Genomic DNA, 21,315 nt, shown 5'->3' on the forward strand with positions numbered 1-21,315 from the left:
CATGCCACATTACGACGTCGTCATCCTTGGTGCAGGTCCTGGCGGATACGTCGCTGCGGTTCGCAGCGCACAGCTCGGCCTGTCCACCGCGATCATCGAGGAGAAGTACTGGGGTGGTGTCTGCCTCAACGTCGGCTGCATCCCCTCCAAGGCGCTCCTGAAGAACGCGGAGATCGCGCACACCCTGAACCACAAGGCCGACTTCTTCGGGATCTCCGGAGAGTTCACGATCGACTACGGCAAGGCGTTCGACCGCAGCCGCGTCGTCGCGGACGGCCGGGTCAAGGGCATCCACTTCCTCATGAAGAAGAACAAGGTGACCGAGTACGACGGCCGCGGCACCTTCACCGGCCCGAAGGCCATCTCGGTCGCGAAGGCGGACGGCTCCACCGAGGAGGTCACGTTCGACAACGCGATCATCGCGACGGGATCGAAGGTCCGCCTGCTTCCCGGTGTGCAGCTCAGCGACAACGTCGTGACCTACGAGGAGCAGATCCTCTCCCGTGAGTTGCCGAAGTCCATCGTGATCGTCGGCGCCGGCGCCATCGGCATGGAGTTCGCCTACGTGATGACGAACTACGGCGTGAAGGTCACGATCATCGAGTTCCTCGACCGCGCCCTCCCCAACGAGGACGCCGACGTGTCGAAGGAGATCACGAAGCAGTACAAGAACTACGGCGTCGACATCCTCACCTCCACCAAGGTCGAGTCGGTCGTCGATAACGGTTCCTCCGTCACCGTCTCCTACACCGGCAAGGACGGCCAGCAGGCGTCGATCGAGGCCGACAAGGTGCTCATGTCGGTCGGGTTCGCCCCGAACGTCGAGGGCTTCGGACTCGACAAGACCGGTGTGAAGCTGACGGAGCGCGGCGCGATCGACATCGACGACCACATGCGCACCAACGTCGAGGGCATCTACGCCATCGGCGACGTCACCGCCAAGCTGCAGCTCGCCCACGTGGCCGAGGCCCAGGGCGTCGTGGCGGCCGAGACCATCGGCGGTGCTGAGACCCAGACGCTGGGCGACTACCGCATGATGCCGCGCGCCACGTTCTGCTCCCCGCAGGTCGCATCGTTCGGGCTCACCGAGCAGCAGGCCAAGGACGAGGGGCGTGAGATCAAGGTCGCGACCTTCCCGTTCATGGCCAACGGCAAGGCGCATGGCCTCGGCGAGCCGGTCGGCTTCGTCAAGCTCATCGCCGATGCCGAGCACCTGGAGCTCATCGGCGCGCACATGATCGGTCCCGACGTGTCGGAGCTGCTGCCCGAGCTCACGCTCGCGCAGAAGTGGGACCTCACGGCTCTCGAGCTGGCCCGCAACGTGCACACGCACCCGACGCTGTCGGAGGCGCTGCAGGAGGGCTTCCACGGCCTGGCCGGCCACATGATCAACTTCTGATCCGACGCCTCGAGAAGGCCCGGTCCGCGCATCGCGGACCGGGCCTTCTCGCGTCACAGGCCGCGCATCGTGATGAGGCCGGTCGTCCACCCGCGCAGTGGCGTAGAGCCGAGCACGCCGACCAGCCCCTCCCGGACGGCGACGACCGGCGCGATCGCCGGAGCCCCCATCGCCATGAAGAACGCGGAACGGCGATGCGCCCTCCGCGTGGTCCTCCGGACCTCTCGGGCGAAGCCGTCCAGGACGGGGACGGCGCCCCGGTCGGTCCGGCGCAACGCGTCCCTCAGCCGGAGCGCATCCGCCCAGCCGAGGTTCATGCCCTGACCGCCGATGGGGCTCACCTCGCGCGCGGCGTCCCCGAGCAGGACGATCCGTCCGCGGTGCAGCCGTCGCGCGGCGTGCTGGGCCGCGCGGAACGACGACATGGGCGCGGCGGGGTCCACGTCGAGGGCGTGCCCCGTCCGCTGCGCGACGAGACCTGCCAGCTCAGCGGCCGAGGTCACCGTCCTGCCACGGTCTTCGCGCACCACCCAGCGGTGCCGCCCACCCGGCAAGGGGAAGGACTCGACGAGGCCGTCCGGCTCGAAGTACAGCACGGCACGATCGTCGGTCTGCGGGGCGTCGACGTCGAGCATCGCGTAGTCGGCGCTCCCCGACCGCGGGTCCCAGCCGGCACCGAACGCCGCCCGCAGAGGACTCCGCACGCCGTCGGCGACGACGACGATCGACGCCGTCTCCTCGCGGCACCCGTGCTCGCCGTCGATCCCGACCCGCACGAACGGCCCCTCGTCGCGGACCGAGCGGACGACGGAGCCGGACTGCAGCGCATCGGGTCGCAGCGCCCGGAGGCGGCCCCGCAGCAATTCCTCGGTGCGCGGCTGCGCGAGCGTGAGGATCGGGCGTTCGGACGGGAAGGTCAGGGCGGCGAGCCGCCGCCCGCGACTGCGGACCTCCCCGCCGGACAGGCGGAGCGCCTCGGAGCGCACCGCGGTGCCCACCCCGGCCGCATCGAGGGCATCGAGCCCCGGACGGTGGATCCCGATCGCGCGCGTCTGCGTGCCCTGGTCCGTGCGACGCTCGCACACGCGCACCCGACGGCCGTCCTGCGCCACGAGGCAGGCGAGGAGCAGCCCGACCGGACCGCCTCTCACCACGAGGACGTCATGGTCGACCATCTGCGCCCTCCCAGCGCAGCTCGAGCCGTGCGGGCAGGTGCGACCGCACCTCCCAGGCCGACGGGGCCACCGCCGCGAGCTCCTGCGGAGTGTAGGAGCGGCGGATGCTCAGGAGACCGTCGACCCGGATGAAGGACCCGGCGAGGAGGTTCCGCGCGAACGGCCAGGTTCCTGCCGCGAACGCCCCGTAGGCCAGGCGGCTGCGGGCGATGTCGTGGTGGGAGATGAGTCCTCGGTCACCCACCAGCGCACGGGAGTCGTCGAGCACCGCGCGCAGTGCTGCGGCGTCGAGGTGATGGAGGACGTGGTTGGAGAGCACGACGTCATAGGTGTCGCCCGCCGCCACGAGGTCGCCGGAGAGCGCATGGCGATAGCGGATCCCCGCGCCGTCGTCGTGCGCCGAGGCCCAGCGGATCGCACGCTCGTCGGCGTCCAGAGCGGTGATGTCGGCACGGAGGCCATCGCGTCGCAGTCTCCGGACGAGGTCGCGACACAGGTCTCCCCCGCCGGCGCCGATGTCGAGGATGCGCAGCGGACGCCCGGCCACCGCCCGCGGGCGGATGTCCCGCCGATACAGCCGACCGGGGCGGGAGACGACCGCGTTCACGGCGCTGAAGCGCCGGTACGTGCGACCGAGTGCCTCCTCGTCGGCGGCGGGGTCGTCCATGAGCTCGACGAGGTCGACGGCGCGCGCCGACAGATCCACGCTCACGGTGCGGGTGCGACGACGGTCAGCAACGCGCTCTCGGCGGTGAGGCCAGGCCCGAAGGCCATCGCCGCCACGCGGTCGCCGGGCTCCGCACCCTCCTGTTCGAGGATGCGTTTCAGCACGAACAGCACCGTCGCACTCGACATGTTCCCGTACTCCCGGAGCGTCTCGCGCGCGGGCCGCAGCTGCGCATCGCTCAGCGCCATCCGCTCCTGCACGCGGTCGAGGATGCTCCGTCCGCCGGGATGGATCGCCCAGTGGCGCACCCGGTCCCCCACCTGCCCAGCGGCGAAGGCCTCCGCCAGCCCCTCCTCCCGCCCGTAGAGCGGCGCGAGTGCCCCGATGATCGACTCGCCGATGATCTGCGGGACGGCGGTCGACAGGATCATCTCGAAACCGGAGTCGCCGATCGTCCAGGCCATGTCGTCGACACCCTCCGGCACGATCGCGGTGTGGAAGCCGTCGAGCCGGAGGGCGGGGACGGCCGTGGGCAGGTCCCGTGCCGTCACGATCCCCGCGGCCGCCCCGTCGGCGAACAGGGAGGAGGCCACGATGGTGTCCGGATCCTCGGAGGAGCGCAGGTGCAGCGTGCACAGCTCGACGCTGACGACGAGGACGACGGCGTTCTCCTCGGCCGCGCAGAACTGTGCGGCCGCGCGCAGAGCCGGCATCGAGGCATAGCACCCCATGAAGCCGAGGTGGTAGCGCTGCACGGCGTCGGACAGGCCGAGCCCGCGCACGATCTCATATTCGGGTCCCGGGGCGTGGAAGCCCGTACAGGAGACCGTGATGACGTGCGTCACGTCCGCCGCGTCCAGGTCGGGGTCCGCCTCGAGGGCGCGGCGCGCGGCCTCGACGAAGAGACGGGAAGCCTCACGCGTATAGACGTCGTTGCGCGCCTTCGTGCCCGGCGCCAGCAGCCTTCCCGAACCGCGGTCGTAGAACAGCGGCTGGTCCGGAGCGGCGTCTTCGGCGAGCTCCGCGATCACGGTGTGCCGCGTGTCGATGCCGGAGACGTTGAACGACGTCGCCACGATGCGCTGCGCCAGCCGTCCCAGGTCGGGCTGCGCGGCGAAGACGTCGCGCACCTGCTCCTGCACGATGACGGTCTCGGGGACGATCGTCTGCAGCGATCGGAGCACGGGCGGTCGACTCATGTCGTCACTCAACCACCCCGGACGCCCACCCGGAAAGGGGTTGCTTCCGGAGGGTGGGAGGCCTAGAAGCCGAGAGCCCGGGCGAGCTTCGAATCGGAGCCGGCCGCTCGTGCACCGGCGGTGCGCACGGCGGTCTCGATCGCCGCGAAGAACGCCGCACGACCGGCGTCGTCGGACGGAGCCGCCGGTCCGAGTTCGACCTCCCACTCCCGCCACGCCCGACGTGTTCCGCTGCGCAGATCGGTCGCGCGCACACGGTCGTCGACGAACTCCGCCACGACGCCGTCCGGTCCGGTGAGGAGGTAGGCCGTCCGGTCGTTCTCGATGCGCGCGAGCGGCTCCAGCGGCGCGGTCGTCCAGGCGGCGATCGCCTCACGCACCGCCGTCGGGAGCTCCTCGCCACCGAGGGGCCAGCCCTGCTCGACCCGGCCGTCGCCCTGCCGCGGACCCTTGATGTGCCATCCCTCGTCCGGGCCCCCGGAGCGACGGCGCACCGCGACGCCGGCACGGGCCAGCGTTCCATCCGCGGTGTCCAGGTAGCGGGCGTCGAGAGCGCGGTGCTCGCCGGGCGAGACGGCGTCGACGCCGGGGATCGCCGTCCAGTCGGGCAGGGGCGTCCCCTCGTCGACGTCGTACGTGCGCTCGACCTCGACGGTGCGAGAGGGCTCAGTCATCCTCGAGCGTGAGGTCTTCGAGGGCTTCCTCGAACCAGTAGTCGATCTCGGTGGGGCCATCGCCCTCGCCCGTGTTCTGCGGCTCGCCGCGGCGGTTGTAGACCACCTGCGTCTCGCTGTAGGGGACGATCAGCTTGTCGTCCGCGTCGTCGTCGAGGGGGATGATCTGCCCGTCCAGCGGGCCACCGTGAAGTCGTGCGAGTGCCATGTGCCCAGGGTAGCGCTGCCCTCCCTCATTCGGGGCGACCTGCCCGGTCAGCCGCCGAGGACGCCGAGGACCGCCCCCGCGATCATCCACGGGCCGAAGGCGATGCGGGTCCTCCGGTCGGCCCGTCCCGCGGCGAGGAGCACGAGAGCGTAGACCGCTCCGAGCACGAAGGCGGACGAGGCGCCGAGGAGGAACGCGCCCCAGCCGTGCCAGGCGAGGACGAGCCCGATCACGAGGGCGAGCTTCACATCTCCTCCACCCATGCCCGCCCGGCTGAGCAGCCGCAGGGCCGCATAGAAGCCGCCGAGCACGAGGGACCCGAGCAGGCCCCGCCCCAGCGCGGCCGCGTCGGCGGTGACGACGGCGTCGGCGGCCGCAGCCAGGAGCAGCAGGAACAGGGTCGGCAGCACGATGCGGTTCGGGAGGCGGTGCGTGCGGGCGTCGATCACGGTCAGCAGGATGCCGATCGCGAGGAGGCCGCCATGCACGAGGCCGAGGAGGGCGAGACGGATGTCCATCCCCGCAGGTTAGGGAGATCCAGGAAGGCGCGGAGAGCCCTGTGGACAACCGCGGAGCAATGTCGGATGTACGAACTAGCGTCAGTCGCGCCACTTGCTTTACTCGTACATATCTTCGAGGATGGACACATGGGGATCGGGCTCGATGCGATGACCGCGCTCTCTCCGACCAGCGACAGCCGCGCCGGAGAGGTGCTGCGGCTGCGCCGCGAGATCAGCCGGATGCAGCGGCGGCGCAGCGAGCACACGCTCCTCCCCCTCGATCCCGCCTTCGCCGCACTGCTGCCGGAGGAGGGGCTGCAGACGGGCACCTCGTACACCGTCTCCCCCTCGCCCGCCCTCGTGCTCGCGCTGCTCAGCGCCTCCTCCGACCGCGGGCACTGGTGCGCGGTGATCGGCATGCCCACCCTGGGGGTCGAGGCCGCTGCCGCCTACGGCATCGACCTGAGCCGACTGATCCTCGTCCCCGACCCGGGGGACCGCTGGCTCGCCGTCGCATCCGCGCTGGCCGAGGTGGTGCCCCTGATCGTCGTGCAGCCCACGACGAGGGCACGGGATGCCGATGTGTCCCGACTCAGCGCCCGTCTGCGCGACCGCGGGTCCACGCTGCTCGTGGCGGAGGAACCGGGCGCGGGGCGCTGGGCGCAGAGCGAGGGGACCATCCGGCTCCACGATCCGGACTGGCATGGGCTCGGCGAGGGGTGGGGGCTGCTCTCGGACTGCACAGTGACGGTCACGGCGCGGACCAGGCACAGCCCTCTCGCCTCGAGCGTGCGTGTCCGACTGCCCGGCGGGCACGGAGCCGTGGAGACCGTGGGCGCAGAGCTGACCGCCCTGCCGCCGCTCGCCCCCTCGGCGACGGACAGCGCTGAGGCCGGGTCATCCGACCTCCTCTTCTGGGCGGAGGCGGGATGAACGCCCCTCTCCGTGTCCTCGTCCTCTGGTTCCCCGACTGGCCGCTGCGAGCGGTGCTGGGCGGAGGGTCGCATCCGCCCACGGCCCTGGTACAGGCCAACATGGTCGTCGCCTGCACCGCATCCGCTCGCGCGCACGGCGTCCGCATCGGGCAGCGTCGCCGCGTCGCCCAGGGCCTCCTCTCCTCGCTGCAGGTCCTCCCCCACGACGCCGAGAAGGGCGAGCGTGCCTTCGTCCCGGTGCTGCAGCTCATCGAGAAGCACGCCCCGGGTGTGACGCTGCTGCGTCCCGGCCTCGCGATCCTGCGCGCCCGCGGGATCGCCCGCTATCACGGCGGGGAGGCCGAGGGGGCGACAGCCCTGTCCACGATCCTCGCCGCTGCCGGCTTCCCCGAAGTGCGTGTCGGCGTCGCCGACGGACCCTTCACCGCCGAGATCGCGGCCCGAGGAACGGCGTCCTGCACGGTCGTACCTCCGGGCGGCTCCCGCGAGTTCCTGGCCCCCTATCCCGTGCAGGTGCTCCGCGACGAGCAGATCAGCGATCTCCTCCTCCGCCTCGGCGTACGCACTCTCGGCGAGTTCACCGCGCTCGCCCCTCTCGACGTCCGCGACCGCTTCGGCGAACACGGCGCCCGCCTGCAGGCCCTCGCCGCCGGCGCCGACTCCCGGCCCCTGACTCCCCGGCCGCCCGACCCCGAACTGGCCAGGACCATCGAGTTCGAGTCCCCTCTCGGAGGCACCGACCAGGTGGCCTTCGCCGTGCGGCAGACCGCCGATGCCGTGATGCTCGCTCTGGCGGACGCGTCGCTCGTGTGCACCGAGGTGCGGATCGACCTGACAGACGACGACGGCGCCGTCCACTCCCGCACCTGGCTGCACCCGACGAGCTTCGACGCCGCCGACCTCGTGGACCGCGTGCGCTGGCAGCTGGAGGCGCTGGCCGCCCTGACCGCGAGCGCGCCCGTCGACGAGGCCAGGGCATTCGGGGGCATCGTGGCCGCCCGCCTCCTCCCCGTCGCGGTGGACGATGCGGCCCATCACCAACCAGGACTCTTCGGCTCGGGCACCGATGAGCGACTGCATCACGCGGTCTCACGGGTGCAGACCATGCTGGGGCATCAGGGCGTGGTCACCGCTGCCCTCTCCGGAGGGCGCTGGCTCGCCGATCGTCAGGTGCTCACGCCGTGGGGCGAGCGTCCGGTCCCGCCTCGTGATCCGCGGTCCCCCTGGCCGGGGAGCCTTCCCGACCCTCTCCCCTCCGAGGTGTTCCGCCCGCCGCGCCCCATCGGCGTCGTCGCTGCGGACGGGAGCACGATCGACGTCGATGATCGTGGCGCCCTCACGCACGACCCCGCCCGCATCGACGGGGCGACCGTGCAGGCCTGGGCCGGCCCGTGGCCCGTGCACGAACGGCGCTGGAGCACGGGCGGCGGCAAGCGAGGCCACCGACTCCAGATCGTCGACGACCGAGACCGCGCCTGGCTCGTCTTCCTGGCCGGCGAGCGCTGGTGGGCTGAAGGGAGGTACCGCTGATGGGCTGGCACAATCCGCCATTGACCTGGGATCAGCTCGAACGCACCCTCAGCGGAGAGCCCACCCCTGAAGCGACCTCCGCGCCGCCGAGGCTCCGACCGGACCCCGGGCCGGTGAGTCGTCCACGGAAGCGCGTCCCCCCGTCCCTCCCGGAGCGTCCGGAGGAGGCCGTGCCCTATGCCGAGCTGCACGCGCACTCGTCCTACTCCTTCCTCGACGGGGCGTCCTCCCCCGAGGACCTCCTCGCGGAGGCCGAGCGTCTCGGCCTGAGCGCGCTCGCCCTCACCGACCACGACGGGTTCTACGGCGCCGCGCGCTTCGCCGAGCTGGCGGAGCTCATGGAGCTGCGCCTGCAGACCGTCTACGGTGCCGAGCTCTCTCTCGATCTGCCCTCCGCTCCGCAGGGGGCCGCCGACCCGCCGGGCACTCATCTGCTGGTGCTCGCCCGGGGCCTCGAGGGGTACCACCGCCTGTCCGGAGCGATCACCGCGGCCCAGCTCCGCGGCGGGGAGAAAGGGCGCCCGGTCTACGACCTCGACGAGCTCGCGGCGACCGCCGACGGGCACTGGACGATCCTCACCGGCTGCCGCAAGGGGGCGGTACGGCAGGGCCTGGAGGCCGGAGACGCCGCCGCGCCGCTACGCCACCTCGTCGACCTCTTCGGACGCGACAATGTCTCCGTCGAGCTCTTCGACCACGGCGATCCGCTGGACACCCGGCGCAACGACGCCCTCGCCGACCTCGCCCGCCGGATGCGGCTGCCCGTCGTGGCGACCAACAACGTGCATTACGCCCGCCCGGACCAGGCCCCCCTCGCCGAGGCGGTGGCCGCGGTCCGTGCGGTCCGGAGCATGGACGAGCTCGACGGCTGGCTGCCGGCCCACGGCGGCGCGCACCTGCGCAGCGGGGCGGAGATGACCGCGCGCTTCCGACGGTACCCCGGTGCGATCTCGCACGGCCTGGAGCTGGCCGCGGCCTCGGCCTTCCCGCTCCGGATGGCGCGCCCGGCTCTCCCCCGTCAGGACGTGCCGACGGGGCACACGCCGATGAGCTGGCTGCGGCACCTCGTCTGGGAGGCTGTCCCGTCGAAGTACCCGCGGCTGGACGCGGACGGCCGTCGGCGCATCGCCCGCGAGCTCGACGTGATCGAGGAGAAAGACTTCCCCGGGTACTTCCTCATCGTGCACGGCATCGTGACGGAGGCCCGGCGACGCGGCATCCTCTGCCAGGGCCGGGGTTCGGCCGCGGCGAGCGCGGTCTGCTATCTGCTGGGCATCACCGCGGTCGACCCGATCCTCTACCGTCTTCCCTTCGAGCGCTTCCTCGCCACCACCCGCACGGAGGAGCCGGACATCGACGTGGACTTCGACTCACGGCGACGGGAGGAGATCATCCAGTGGGTCTACCGGGAGTACGGCAGGGAGCGGGCGGCTCAGGTGGCGAACGTCATCCAGTACCGGCCGAAGAATGCGGTCCGCGATATGGCCAGAGCCCTGGGGCACTCTCCGGGACAGCAGGACTCCTGGTCGCGGCAGGTGGACGGCTGGGGATCGGGGCTCGAACCCGTCGAGGGCCACGACATCCCCGACACCGTGCTCGACTACGCGGCCGAGCTGCTGAAGGCTCCACGGCATCTGGGGATCCACTCGGGCGGCATGGTGCTCACAGCCCGGCCGGTCGGTGAGGTGGTGCCGGTCGAGCACGCCCGCATGGAGGACCGCACCGTCATCCAGTGGGACAAGGACGACGCCGCCTTCATGGGACTGGTGAAGTTCGACCTCCTCGGTCTGGGCATGCTCGCGGCGCTGCAGCACTGCTTCGACCTGGTCCGGGAGGCGACGGGCGAGGAGTGGACGCTGGAGACCCTGCCGAAGGAGGAGGCCGGCGTCTACGACATGCTCTGCCGGGCCGACTCGATCGGCGTCTTCCAGGTGGAGTCCCGCGCGCAGATCGGGCTGCTCCCCCGGCTGCAGCCGCGACGCTTCTACGACCTCGCCATCCAGATCGCTCTCATCCGCCCCGGACCCATCCAGGGCGGCGCCGTGCACCCGTTCGTCCGTCGGAAGATGGCGAAGGACAAGGTGGACGAGGCGAACCGGGAGCGGGAGGCCAGGGGCGAGCCCCCGGAGGAGTTCCCCATCCCCTACCCGCACAGCGACCTGGAGGACATCCTCGCGCGGACTCTGGGCATCCCCATCTTCCAGGAGCAGTTGATCCAGATGGCCACGGCCGTCGGCGACTGCACGGCCGACGAGGCCGACCTGCTGCGCCGGGCGATGGGATCGAAGCGGGGTCTGGAGAAGATCGAGAAGGTCAGGGACAAGCTGTACGCCGGGATGGCCCGCCGCGGGCTGGTCGACGATGCCGCCGACCGGATCTACGCGCAGATCCAGGCGTTCTCGAACTTCGGCTTCGCCGAGTCCCATTCCCTGTCCTTCGCCCTGCTCGTCTACGCGAGCTCATGGTTGAAGCTGCACTATCCGGCCGCTTTCCTCGCGGGCCTGCTGCGGTCGCAGCCGATGGGCTTCTACTCCCCTGCGACCCTCACGGCGGATGCCCGTCGGCACGGTGTGGAGGTCCGTCGCCCGGATCTCCATCTCTCCTCCGCCACCGAGACCCTCGAACCCCTCACGCCGGACGCCGCAGGGACGACCGGGAGGGACGACTGCCTGGCCGACCCGCAACCACCCGTGCACCGCTTCGACCGGAGCGCACCGGACGAGTCCGCGGCGCACCGGCGGGACGGACGGTTCGCGGTGCGCCTCGGGCTCAGCGGCATCCGCGGGATCGGGGTGCCGATGGCGGAGCGCATCGTCGCCGAGCGGGAGGCGCACGGTCCCTACCGCGATCTGCACGACCTCGTGCGCCGGACCGACGCGACGGCCGCTCAGTTGGAGGCCCTCGCCACCGCCGGAGCCTTCGCGTGCCTCGGGTTGGAGCGCCGGGAGGCCATCTGGCTCGCCGGAGCCGCCGCGGAAGACCGCGCCCGGTTCCTTCCGGGGACCACGGTGGCGGTGCAGCCCCCGCTGTTCGCCGACCAGACCAGCTACGAGCGCCTCTCGGCCGACCTCTGGGCGACCGGTATCTCGACCGACGACCACCCGATGACGCACTTCCGCGACGACCTCCGGGCTCGCGGCGTCCTGACGGCCGCGGACCTGCAGCGGCACGAGACCGGACGACGCGTCGAGGTGGCCGGTCTCGTCACCCATCGACAGCGCCCCGCCACGGCCGCCGGCGTCACCTTCGTCAACCTCGAGGACGAGAGCGGGTTGGTGAACGTGATCTGCTCGACGGGGGTCTGGGGTCGGTTCGGTCGTATCGCCCGAGAGTCCCCGGCGCTCATCATCCGCGGCATCCTCGAGCGCTCACCGGAGGGGGTCGTCAATGTGCTCGCCGACGCCTTCGAAGACCTCCGCACGGGGGTCATGCACCGCTCGCGGGACTTCCGATGAGTCCGGTGCCCGATGAGTCCGGCGCCCGAGGCGCCCGGCTTCCGGCGGTCACCAGAAGCGTTCGGGCTCCTCCTGAGGGGGCCGGTCCGATCCACCCCAGCGATCCGCCTCGGCCTTGGCCGCGTTGACCGCCGCGTCTGCGCCGCGCAGAGCGATGCCCGCGCCGCTGGCCGACGGCCCGATGGGGTCGATGAGCAGCGACGTCCGCGGAGCGACGCCCACGGCCACCGTGCAGTCGAGGACGCGACCGATCCAGTGCGTCACCTCGGCGCGCGGCTCCTCGGCGCGTCGATAGCGGATGCCGGTGTCCAGATCGAGCAGCGAGAGGACGACGGGCTCCTGCGTCTGCGGGTCGACGAGCTCGGAGACCTCGACCCGGTGCCCGACCGGGAGTGCGACCTGACCAGCGAAGACGAGCATCCTGTCCATGCCCCCACCCTACGGAACGGCCCGTATCGGCGACAGAGCCGGGAGCCGCGCAGAATTTTTCGAAGAAAGTTTTGTCCCCCAAATGGCGGACAAGGGGATTAAGGGATATTCTGCTCTTCGTAGCGGGGGCTACCGGCTGAATCTCTGGGGGATCAGCCGTAGAGACAGCGAGACTTCGCCGCCTCCCCAACCGTCCGGGTAGGACGGTGAGCCCTCTCGGCAGCACCGGGTTGGGGCGGTCCCGTCGAGAGGGCATACCCCGCGGCTAGCCGCCGTCCCGCCGAGCGTCAACCCCGGCGAGGGCGTGCACCGCTCGGGCTACGGTCGTTCGTCATGACGCCTCTCCCCTGTCTCGACCGCCGCCCCGGTGCACCTGCCGCCGGAGGCCGTCAGCCGTCGGTGGGCTCGTCGAGGCCGTCCTCATCCAGCTGCACTTCGATGCGCTGCTCCGCGGCGTCCGCGGGGTCCGCCTCGATGGGATGCGGCTCCGGTGCCGAGGGGGTCGGAACTTCCGGGTCCTCGGGAACCTCCTCCGCAAGGCGCTCCTGCTCCTGCAGGTCCGCCTCGGGCTTCACATCGTCGATCGGATGGTCATTGAGAGACATGGCTTCTCCTCCTTCGGTGTGGACGAGTCCAGCCTGCCGACGCCGAACGGCAGCGGCAAGGGGCTTGACCCGACGGAGGCGGCCATGACGCGGCAGAGCAAGCAGGGCCGGGTACGCATCGGCGTCTCCGGGTGGCGGTACGCCCGGTGGCGCGGCGACTTCTACCCGCGCGGCCTGCCGCAGCGTCGAGAGCTCGAGCACATCGGATCGCAGTTCCCCACCGTCGAACTCAACGGCTCGTTCTACTCTCTGCAGCGGCCCGAGAGCTACCGCCGGTGGGCGGCGAGCGTTCCCGACGACTTCGTGTTCGCGGTCAAGGGCTCACGCTACGTCAGCCACATGCTGCGGCTGCGCAACGTCGAACAGGCGCTGGCCAACTTCTTCGCCTCGGGCGTCCTCGCCCTCGGTCCCCGCCTCGGACCGATCCTCTGGCAGCTCCCCGCGAGGCAGCATTTCGACGCGGAGCTCGTGGAGGCGTTCCTCGACGCCCTTCCGCAGACGACGGCGGAGGCCCTCTCCCTCGCCCGGCGGCACGACGAGCGGCTGCAGGACCGGGCGTGGCTGGAGATCGATGCCGACCGCCCGCTCCGCTTCGCCCTCGAACCGCGTTCAGATTCCTTCGCCGACCCCTCGAGCCTGAGGCTCCTGCAGCATCACGGGACTTCCCTCGTCATCGCCGACACCGCCGGGACGTGGCCGCGGTTCGACGCCCTCACCGCCGACTTCGTCTACGTCCGCCTCCACGGCGCGCAGATGCTCTACCACAGCGCCTACACCGAGGCGGAGCTGCGGGAGTGGGCGAGGCTCATCCGCGGGTGGGCCGACGGGACCGGCGCCGACGACGGGACACCGCGCGACGTCTTCGTGTACTTCGACAACGACGCCCGCGGGCACGCACCCCACGACGCCCTGGCCTTGAGCGCCCTCGTGGCGGACACGCTCTCCTGACGCGGCGAGCGCGGCGGCGGCTACCGGTCGCCGACGTGACCCGGAGCGGTGAGCGACAGCACCCGCTCGACGAACGCCGCGTACTCCTCCATGTAGTGCGCGAGGAACTTCTCGGTGTCGGCGTCGTACACCTGCCCGTCGGTGCCGAACACCTCGGGTCGGAACGTGATGTACGCCTCCGGGGCGTTCAGCTGGGGCGCATTGAGGAAGCTCAGCACGCTCCGCATCGACGACTGCATGACCGCGGTGCCGATCGCTCCGGTCGAGGCGCCGATGATGCCGGTGGGCTTGCGTGCGAACGAGTTGTGCCCCCAGGGTCGCGAGCCCCAGTCGATGGCGTTCTTCAACGCCCCGGGGATGGAGCGGTTGTACTCCGGAGACACGAGCAGCAGCCCGTCCGCGCCCTCGATCGCGCTCTTGAACGCGGTGACCGCAGCGATCGGTTCGAGTTCGTCGTCGCGGTTGTAGAGGGGGAGGTCGCGGATCGGGATCTCCACGAGCTCCAGGTCCGGCGGAGCCAGCCGCACGAGCGCCGTGGCCAGGACGCGGTTGATCGAGTCCGATGCGAGGCTGCCGATGAGGTAGCCGATCCGATGGGTCATGGTGAGGTCCCCTCGTCTCCCTGCATCTCCAGGATATCGCCGGGGTGGGGGCTTGCCACAAGGCCCCCCTCGAGAGGCAGAATCGACGACTCGCGTGCCCCGCATGCCCTCGCGAAGGAGACCTCCGGTGCTCGACCCCTTTGACCTGTCCGCCGACCATGCGGCGAAGTCCGCAGACGACCTCATCGCCGCCGACCGCGTCCACCTCCGACGGCTCGGCGTCGCCCTCTCCCGGGAACGCGACGCCCTGACCGCTCGTCTCGCCCTCGTGCGCCGGCAGGCCGCGGACGCGGGCGTCACGGCGGTCGATCGCGACCTGGAGATCCGCCGCCTCAGCGCGACGCTGCGCCTGCGGGAGCGCTACGGCATCGACATGTGCCTGGGCCGGATGACCCCCGCGGCCGGACCGCCGGTGTACATCGGTCGCGCCGGGGTGTCCGATGCGGACGGCACCCGCCTGCTCGTCGACTGGCGGGCTCGGGCTGCGGAACCGTACTTCGCCGCGACCTGGGAAGACCCCCGGGGCCTCCTCTCCCGGCGACGGTACCGGTGGAAAGGTGGCAGGATCACGGACTACTGGGACGAGGCCCTGTCGCCGGAGGGCCTCGACGGCGCCGCCTCCCTCGACGACCAGTCGGCTTTTCTCGCCAGCCTCGACGCCCACCGGACCGGGCGGATGCGCGACGTGCTGGCGACCATCCAGGCGGATCAGGACGCCATCGTGCGAGCGCCTTCGCCCGGTGCGCTCGTCGTCGACGGCGGCCCGGGCACCGGCAAGACGGTGGTCGCGCTGCATCGCGCCGCGCACCTCCTGTACGCCGAGCCGCGGCTGACGAACGGAGCCGGCGGCATGCTCCTCGTGGGGCCGAACCCGCAGTACCTCGGCTACGTGGAGGATGTGCTGCCGAGCCTCGGCGAGGACACGGTGAGATTGTGCACCCTGCGCGACCTCACTCCCGAAGGCGCGGGCGCCATCCCGGAGGCGGATCCCCGGGTGGCTGAGATCAAGCAGCGCCTCGACCCGGAGCAGGTGATCCCCGCGGCGATCTCGGCGCTGACCCGGCCGCCGACGCACGCTCTCCGCCTCGAGACACCGTGGGCCGATCTCTGGGTGAGCCGCGAGGACTGGGCCGACCTGTTCGCCACAGCGGATCCGGCGTCGCCGCACAACGAAGCGCGCGACGAGGTCTGGGAGGAGGTGCTGGAGATGCTCGTGGACCAGGTCCGCGACGCGGAGGTCTCCGAGTCCTCGATCCGCCGGTGGCTGCGGCAGGACGACGAACTCACGGCGACCTTCCGGCGGGCCTGGCCGCTGTTGGCACCGGAGGCGGTGGTCGCCGCGCTCTGGGCATCCCCGACGCTGCTCGAGCAGTGCGCGCCCGACCTCACGGCCGACGAGCGCGCTCTGCTGAGCCGAGCAGAAGGGGCACCCTGGACGGACGCGGACCTTCCCCTGCTCGACGCAGCGCACCGCCGGATCGGCGACCCCGAAGCCGTCCGAGAGCAGCACCGGCGACACGTGGCAGCCGCCGCGGCCGAGGAACAGATGTCCGCGGTCGTCGACCACCTCATCGAAAGCGATGACAGCGAGATGAAGGTGATGTCGATCCTGCGCGGCGAAGATGCGCGGAACGTGCTCGCGGGAGCGGACGCACCTCCCCCGCTCCCGCCGGATGAGCTCGCAGGCCCCTTCGGACACATCGTCGTCGATGAGGCGCAGGAGCTCACCGATGCGCAGTGGCGAACGCTGATCGCGCGGTGCCCCTCTCGCAGCTTCACCGTCGTGGGCGACAGGGCCCAGGCACGGAGGGCCTTCCCGGAGTCCTGGGCGGATCGCCTCGAACGCCTCGGCCTGCGGAACGTGCGGATCGCCTCGCTCCGGGTCAACTACCGCACGCCGGCCGAGGTGATGGCGCTGGCCGCACCGACCATCCGCCAAGCGCTGCCCGACGCCAATGTCCCGACGTCCGTGCGGGAGAGCGGCATCCCGGTCCGGCACGGCACGGTGGCCGAGCGCGACGCGGTGCTGGAGGCGTGGCTCGCGGCGAACCCGGAGGGAGTCGCTGCAGTCATCGGCGACCCCACCTTCGCGCCGAGTCCGCGGGTCAGGGTACTGACACCGGAGGAGGCCAAAGGACTGGAGTTCGACCTCGTGATCCTCGTGCGCCCGGAGGCATTCGGCTCCGGGCGCACGGGGGCGGTCGACCGCTATGTGGCGATGACCCGCACGACGCGCGAACTCGTCATCATGCGCTGAGCAACCGTGGTGCTTCAGACGTCGCTCGGGTCGCCGCCGTCGGTGATGGTGCCGGTCGGCTCGCTCTCCTCGATCTCATGGCGGGCACCGCGCTCGGAAGCCAGTGCTTCCCCCTCCTCGATCGCCTCGTCACGGCTGGTGTAGCTGCGGGAGAGCTCCGGCGCGCCCTCCACCTCGTTGACCCACTGGCCGTTCTTCGAGCGGGTGACGATCGTCGTGATGGCCATCAGACGTCCCCCGGCCCCAGGTCGCCCTGGCCTTCCTCGCCGAGGTCGGCGAGGACCGGGTCCTCCCCCTGGCTCTCTGGCTGCGGGGTGGAGCCCGGCAGGTCCTCCGCCGGCACCTCATCGTCGGGACCGGGGATCTCGTCGGGATCACGGCTGGTGGCGGTCTGCGCCGCCAGATCTTCCGGTGCCGCACCGTCGTCGAGGGCTTCTGTGCGTTCCCATTCCGCCTGCGCGGGATCGTTCCTCGGGTCAGCCTCGGTGGTCGCGTCGCCGTCGCGCAGCGGCTGACCGCCGACGTCGTCGGGTGTCGATTCCATGTCTCCTCCTTCGATCGGGCTGCCCCCCAGTCTCCCGGCTGGAACCGGAGTGGCCGAGGGGCTTGAGGAGACCTCGCCGAGCCGCTAGGTTCCGGGACTCCGCGAGGAGCGGGCGTCAGGACTCCGCCGAGTCGATGAGCTCGAGGACCTTGCGCAGCTCGTCCCGGATCTCCGCGTGGTCGTACTGACCGGCGCGGCTCTCCCCCGAGATCACGCCGGAACGACGCACCTTCCGGAAGTCGCCGAACGGAAAGCTGTACGCCTTCTTCGTCTCGGGGTTCTCGCTCTTGTCGATGCCGAGGTGCCAGTGGGCGAACTCCGTCCACCCGTGCTCGTCGATGAAGCGGTTCTCGTCCTCCGCGCTGGGCGCCGCCTCGGACCAGTCGTCGCGCTCGTCCCGCACGACCTTGCCGTCGCGGACGAGGGAGCGCGCGAGCTTCAGCGCCGGTCGGTTCAGTTCAATAGCCATGACTCCGACGTTAGGACGCGAAGCCGGGGTGTCGTACCCCCTTGACGGGACGTGACGAAGGCCCGGAGATTCTTGCGAGCACTTGGGGGTTGGGAAGCGACGACGCCCCCCGGCAACTCGTGAACAGCGGAACATGGGCTGAGCAGAAGCGTGCACACGGACGTCTCGGACGAGTTCAAACCAACACCGAGCAGCGAGTATACGTATCTCGGAGGGCCGCGCTTCTATTTTGCGCTGCCGCCGACGGTGGCTGGGCGCGTGCCCCGCGAGCGGTTGCGCCGATAGAGCATGGAGGCGATACCGGCGAAGACAATGAGCGAGATGGCGCCGACGACGCCGCCCTCTGGCCCGAATCCCGCTCCGGTGATCCATTCCGGGGCGTTCTCGGTGGGTTCGAGGAAGATGAGGCCGGTCTTCTGGACGTTGATGCCGTCGACCTGGACGCCCCAGACGTTGCCCTCGGCCCAGTTCCAGCCACCGTGGATGCCGATGATGAGCCACAGGGAGTTCTGCCAGAGGACGATGAAGGCCGCGAAGATGGCATACATCATGATGGTGGTGAACCCGAGCGGCTTGGTCAGGACGCCATGCATGAGCGTGAACAGCAGCGCGGGGAGGACGACGGCTAGCCATCCGGGCATCTGCAGGCCGGAGCTCTGCATCAGGAAGCCGCGGATGAGGATCTCCTCGTTGCCGCCCTGCACCACGTGGGTGAGCACGAGCACCAGGACGAGCAACAGTGCCGCGGTGCCGCTGGTGGTGCCGGCAGGAGCGTCGATCAGTCGGTAGTTGCCTGTGGCCCACAGCAGCAGGATCGGCACGGTGATCATCAGTGCGCCGATCGGGATCCCGAGGAGGAGCAGAAGGACGCCACGTCCGGGGCGCCTGAATCCCATGGTCTTGATGTGGCGGCGCTCGAACAGGACCACCCAGAGGATGATGAGCGCGGTAGGGACGAGGCCGGCCGGGATTTCCAGCCACTGCGCTTCAGGCGAGCCGGGTTCGGGGTGCAACGTCAGCTCGAACACGCCCATGAGGCCGAACTGGACGATAAAGATCATCCCGATCAACACGAGCGGGTACGCGATCCACCAGCGGGTGACCCGCTTGCCTGTGGCGGCGTCTTGGATGAACGGGGTGTCGCGGATCGACATCGGACTCCTTCTGTACGGATGTCAGGCGGCTACGGTCGGCTTGGGGTGCTTGAGGGGATCAGGGGCGAAAGTGAGCGTGCGGATGCTGCCGTCCTTCCACACGAGCTTCAGGTAGAGGAACACCAGGGCGATGATCACGAGTCGTGCGAGCATGCCGGGCACGCCCGCTTCGGGGCCGTAGGCACCCCCGTTCAGCACCTCGCCCCCTTCGACCGAGGTCGAGGTCACCCATCCAGGCCAGCGCGTCGTGCCACTGACGGGGAACCCCCACAGCGCTTGGCTGAGATTCCACGAGATGTGCAGGAACAGGGGAAGCCAGATCGCCCGGGTGCCGAGGTACGCGATCCCATAGATGACGCCACCCAGGGCCGTGCCGAAAGCGCCGATGAGGGTGGCGTTGTCGTTGGTGAGATGCACCGCGCCGAAGATCACCGCGACGATGGCGACAGCGATCCACCGCCCGGCGGAGAGGCGCCGCAGGAGGATCACAAGGGCCGTGAGCAGCAACACCCGGAACAGGACTTCCTCGAACACCGCGAAGAAGATGATCTCGCCCACCGCTCCACCCAGCCCCGACCAGTCCTCCGCCCCAGCGCCCACGCGGATGGCGCCGAGCGCCCATTCGACGAGGAACACCAGACCGATCACCAGAAGCGGGATGGCCAGACCGACCAGAATCTCCGGCACCGTCCACCGGCTGACGGTAAATCCGAGGCTCCGACCGATGGGACGACGGTTGCGGGCCAACCACACGATCGCGAAGATCCCGAAGGCCGCCGCTACGCCCATGACGGCGAATTCCATCAGACGACCCCTCCGTGCCGTGCCCGAGTTCGCGCGCTCATGCCGACACCGAGGTCGCGGTGACCTGTGCGGAGCGAGCCGCATCCCACCGCCGGTAGACGATGAACGACACCGCGGCCGCGATGATCAGCACGATCACCGCCGGCAGGCTCGCCTCGGTACCGAAGTCCCCGCCGGTGAGCCAGTCCGGGGCGCCCGGGGCCGGCTCGAGAAAGATCGCGGAGGTGGTCAGCGGGGGCAGCCCCGACACCGGAACTCCGAAGATGTTGCCCATCGTGAAGTTCCAGCCGGCGTGGATGCCGATCACGAGCCAAAGCGCGCCGGTGCGCAGCACGAGGAACGAGGCCATCAACGCGAACAGAAAGATCATCGCGAACGGCAGCGGGTGGATGAGCACGCCGTGGATCAGCGTGAACAGCAGTGCGGGAAGCAGCACCGCCAACCACCCGGGAAACTTCAGGCCACCGTTCTGCAGCAGGAACCCGCGCGTGAGCAGCTCCTCCGTGCCGCCCTGCACCACGAACGTCAGAGCAAGCAGCACCAGCAGCCCCGTGGCGCTGGCACCACTGGTCGATGCGGCCGGGGCGTCCACCTGCACGTACGCCCCCGTCGCCCACAGGAACAGGGTCGGGATGGACAGCAGGACGACCCCGGCGACGAAACCGATGAGCAGCGTGAGCAGACCCCGACCTGGCCGGCGGAAGCCGAGGGTGCGGATCCTGCGGCGCTCGAACACCACCACCCACACCAACAGGGCCAGGCCCGCGACAGCAAAGGAAATCATGTCCTGCAGCTGGGCCTCGGGGGTGCCCTTCTCCACCGGCCACGCCTGCGCGAACACCGCCAGCACGCCCGCCTGCACCCCGATGATGAGTACGAGGAACACCAAGATGTAAGCCAGCCACCAGGGCGTCACGCGCTTTCCGGTAGCGGCATCCTGAATGAACGGCGTGGAACGTACGGACATCGGTCTCCTCGTATGGGGGGCGAGACAAAGATCGAGCGAAGTTCTGCTCGTCACGCTAGCGCAACGCTGAACGGGCGTACACGGTTCGACGCGACTCGGACGCCGTGACCCGCGCCGGGATCGCCCCGGCGAGTGGTCCCTCGCCGAGTCCGGAGGACCGACCGGATATGGACGAGCTCGGGCGCAAAAGGTCAGGCATCCGTCGTCTACACGCGCATCTCGCGCCTCGTGCGTCGGTCTTCGCGGATGACGCTGACGAGACTGATCGTCGTCGCGATGCGCAACAGGGTCTGGAAGGTGGCCTGGAAGGGGTCAGGGTTCTCCGAGGAGTGAGCTTGCGGCAGGGAGGCAGCCGGGGTACCCGCACCCGAGGCGAGGTAGAGGGCCCAGTCTGTGAAGGCGTGGACGAGAATCGCGACCCAGAGCCGTCCAGTCACTCGACGCACCCAGTAGGACGAGGCGCCGGCTGCCGCCAGGAACGCGACCTCGAAGGCGATGGTGGCGAGTGAAGCCCCGGCGGTGATCCTGTCTTTCGCGCGTTCGCCATCCATACGAGAAAAGGGAAGGGCACCTGCTCGAAGCAGATGCCCTTCCCTTTTCACTCGCTGTTCTGCAATCTGTATTGCCAACAGCCCCTCGGTCGGGCTGACAGGATTTGAACCTGCGACCCCTTGACCCCCAGTCAAGTGCGCTACCAAGCTGCGCCACAGCCCGTTGTTCTGCACTCTCGCGCAGGCAACTCCCCTATCTTAGCCGCACCGGAGGCCCTCTCGCGAACCGAGGCGTTGCGGGGT

Annotated in this window: 22 protein-coding genes and 1 tRNA gene; 6 read left to right on the forward strand and 17 right to left on the reverse strand. The window is 70.3% G+C overall.

Going from position 1 to position 21,315, the window contains the following annotated elements:
* The first annotated feature begins 1 nt into the window (after nucleotide 1).
* On the forward strand, nucleotides 2-1,399 hold the full coding sequence (lpdA, locus tag BK819_RS15135) for a dihydrolipoyl dehydrogenase (RefSeq protein WP_071329858.1): 1,398 nt from the start codon (nucleotides 2-4) through the stop codon (nucleotides 1,397-1,399).
* Nucleotides 1,400-1,452: 53 nt separating this feature from the next.
* Here the strand turns inward: lpdA and BK819_RS15140 are convergent, their stop codons facing one another.
* The 6 genes from BK819_RS15140 to BK819_RS15165 form a co-directional block, all read right to left on the reverse strand.
* Nucleotides 1,453-2,574, reverse strand: a complete 1,122-nt coding sequence (locus tag BK819_RS15140; RefSeq protein WP_071329859.1) for an NAD(P)/FAD-dependent oxidoreductase — start codon at nucleotides 2,572-2,574, stop codon at nucleotides 1,453-1,455.
* The gene (locus tag BK819_RS15145) at nucleotides 2,561-3,286 is read right to left on the reverse strand and encodes a methyltransferase domain-containing protein (protein WP_071329860.1); all 726 of its coding nucleotides are present in this window, start codon (nucleotides 3,284-3,286) and stop codon (nucleotides 2,561-2,563) included. The genes BK819_RS15140 and BK819_RS15145 overlap by 14 nt, the downstream gene beginning before the upstream one ends.
* A complete protein-coding gene (locus BK819_RS15150) occupies nucleotides 3,283-4,440 on the reverse strand; it encodes a type III polyketide synthase (RefSeq protein ID WP_256209488.1) in 1,158 nt (385 codons plus the stop codon). The genes BK819_RS15145 and BK819_RS15150 overlap by 4 nt, the downstream gene beginning before the upstream one ends.
* 62 nt (nucleotides 4,441-4,502) lie before the next feature.
* The gene (locus BK819_RS15155) at nucleotides 4,503-5,114 is read right to left on the reverse strand and encodes a CYTH domain-containing protein (RefSeq protein ID WP_071329862.1); all 612 of its coding nucleotides are present in this window, start codon (nucleotides 5,112-5,114) and stop codon (nucleotides 4,503-4,505) included.
* Nucleotides 5,107-5,322, reverse strand: a complete 216-nt coding sequence (locus BK819_RS15160; RefSeq protein WP_025105115.1) for a hypothetical protein — start codon at nucleotides 5,320-5,322, stop codon at nucleotides 5,107-5,109. Before BK819_RS15160 ends, BK819_RS15155 begins: the two co-directional genes overlap by 8 nt.
* Nucleotides 5,323-5,369: 47 nt before the next feature.
* Nucleotides 5,370-5,840 (reverse strand): A24 family peptidase, encoded by a 471-nt coding sequence (locus BK819_RS15165; protein ID WP_071329863.1) that lies wholly within the window; start codon nucleotides 5,838-5,840, stop codon nucleotides 5,370-5,372.
* A gap of 129 nt (nucleotides 5,841-5,969) precedes the next feature.
* On the opposite strand from BK819_RS15165, the gene BK819_RS15170 reads away from it, so the two are divergent.
* From BK819_RS15170 to BK819_RS15180, 3 genes are read left to right on the forward strand one after another with little or no spacing between them, the layout of a single operon-like run.
* A complete protein-coding gene (locus BK819_RS15170) occupies nucleotides 5,970-6,755 on the forward strand; it encodes a hypothetical protein (RefSeq protein ID WP_071329864.1) in 786 nt (261 codons plus the stop codon).
* Nucleotides 6,752-8,287 carry a DNA polymerase Y family protein gene (locus BK819_RS15175; protein ID WP_071329865.1) on the forward strand — a complete coding sequence of 512 codons (1,536 nt, stop codon included), beginning with the start codon at nucleotides 6,752-6,754 and terminating at the stop codon, nucleotides 8,285-8,287. The genes BK819_RS15170 and BK819_RS15175 overlap by 4 nt, the downstream gene beginning before the upstream one ends.
* On the forward strand, nucleotides 8,287-11,742 hold the full coding sequence (locus BK819_RS15180; RefSeq protein ID WP_071329866.1) for an error-prone DNA polymerase: 3,456 nt from the start codon (nucleotides 8,287-8,289) through the stop codon (nucleotides 11,740-11,742). Before BK819_RS15175 ends, BK819_RS15180 begins: the two co-directional genes overlap by 1 nt.
* Before the next feature lie 48 nt (nucleotides 11,743-11,790).
* Here BK819_RS15180 and BK819_RS15185 read toward each other — a convergent pair whose 3' ends face one another.
* Both BK819_RS15185 and BK819_RS15190 read right to left on the reverse strand, forming a co-directional pair.
* Nucleotides 11,791-12,171: a hypothetical protein gene (locus tag BK819_RS15185; RefSeq protein ID WP_071329867.1), complete on the reverse strand. Its 381-nt coding sequence runs from the start codon at nucleotides 12,169-12,171 to the stop codon at nucleotides 11,791-11,793.
* 389 nt (nucleotides 12,172-12,560) lie between these two features.
* A complete protein-coding gene (locus BK819_RS15190) occupies nucleotides 12,561-12,776 on the reverse strand; it encodes a hypothetical protein (protein ID WP_071329868.1) in 216 nt (71 codons plus the stop codon).
* Between the two features lie 84 nt (nucleotides 12,777-12,860).
* Between BK819_RS15190 and BK819_RS15195 the strand changes: the two genes are divergently transcribed.
* Nucleotides 12,861-13,724: a DUF72 domain-containing protein gene (locus BK819_RS15195; protein WP_071329903.1), complete on the forward strand. Its 864-nt coding sequence runs from the start codon at nucleotides 12,861-12,863 to the stop codon at nucleotides 13,722-13,724.
* Between the two features lie 20 nt (nucleotides 13,725-13,744).
* Here BK819_RS15195 and BK819_RS15200 read toward each other — a convergent pair whose 3' ends face one another.
* On the reverse strand, nucleotides 13,745-14,326 hold the full coding sequence (locus tag BK819_RS15200) for an NADPH-dependent FMN reductase (protein ID WP_071329869.1): 582 nt from the start codon (nucleotides 14,324-14,326) through the stop codon (nucleotides 13,745-13,747).
* 127 nt (nucleotides 14,327-14,453) lie between these two features.
* Between BK819_RS15200 and helR the strand changes: the two genes are divergently transcribed.
* A complete protein-coding gene (helR, locus tag BK819_RS15205; protein ID WP_256209489.1) occupies nucleotides 14,454-16,583 on the forward strand; it encodes an RNA polymerase recycling motor ATPase HelR in 2,130 nt (709 codons plus the stop codon).
* A 14-nt stretch (nucleotides 16,584-16,597) separates the two neighbouring features.
* Here helR and BK819_RS15210 read toward each other — a convergent pair whose 3' ends face one another.
* From BK819_RS15210 to BK819_RS15245, 8 genes are all read right to left on the reverse strand, one after another.
* Nucleotides 16,598-16,810 (reverse strand): DUF2188 domain-containing protein, encoded by a 213-nt coding sequence (locus tag BK819_RS15210; RefSeq protein ID WP_071329871.1) that lies wholly within the window; start codon nucleotides 16,808-16,810, stop codon nucleotides 16,598-16,600.
* Entirely contained in the window at nucleotides 16,810-17,127 is a 318-nt protein-coding gene (locus tag BK819_RS15215; protein WP_071329872.1) for a hypothetical protein, read from the reverse strand. Before BK819_RS15215 ends, BK819_RS15210 begins: the two co-directional genes overlap by 1 nt.
* 115 nt (nucleotides 17,128-17,242) lie before the next feature.
* Nucleotides 17,243-17,596, reverse strand: coding sequence for a hypothetical protein (locus BK819_RS15220; RefSeq protein WP_071329873.1), 354 nt, complete (start codon nucleotides 17,594-17,596; stop codon nucleotides 17,243-17,245).
* Nucleotides 17,597-17,820: 224 nt separating this feature from the next.
* Nucleotides 17,821-18,750 (reverse strand): CPBP family intramembrane glutamic endopeptidase, encoded by a 930-nt coding sequence (locus BK819_RS15225; protein ID WP_071329874.1) that lies wholly within the window; start codon nucleotides 18,748-18,750, stop codon nucleotides 17,821-17,823.
* A gap of 21 nt (nucleotides 18,751-18,771) precedes the next feature.
* On the reverse strand, nucleotides 18,772-19,554 hold the full coding sequence (locus tag BK819_RS15230) for a CPBP family intramembrane glutamic endopeptidase (RefSeq protein ID WP_071329875.1): 783 nt from the start codon (nucleotides 19,552-19,554) through the stop codon (nucleotides 18,772-18,774).
* A gap of 37 nt (nucleotides 19,555-19,591) precedes the next feature.
* Nucleotides 19,592-20,521, reverse strand: a complete 930-nt coding sequence (locus BK819_RS15235; RefSeq protein ID WP_071329876.1) for a CPBP family intramembrane glutamic endopeptidase — start codon at nucleotides 20,519-20,521, stop codon at nucleotides 19,592-19,594.
* A 206-nt stretch (nucleotides 20,522-20,727) separates the two neighbouring features.
* On the reverse strand, nucleotides 20,728-21,072 hold the full coding sequence (locus BK819_RS15240) for a CPBP family intramembrane glutamic endopeptidase (protein WP_071329877.1): 345 nt from the start codon (nucleotides 21,070-21,072) through the stop codon (nucleotides 20,728-20,730).
* 89 nt (nucleotides 21,073-21,161) lie between these two features.
* A tRNA-Pro gene (locus BK819_RS15245) sits at nucleotides 21,162-21,235 on the reverse strand.
* Between the last annotated feature and the right edge of the window lie 80 nt (nucleotides 21,236-21,315).

The sequence above is a fragment of the Microbacterium sp. LCT-H2 genome, from assembly GCF_001866135.1.
In the GTDB taxonomy this organism is placed as follows: domain Bacteria; phylum Actinomycetota; class Actinomycetes; order Actinomycetales; family Microbacteriaceae; genus Microbacterium.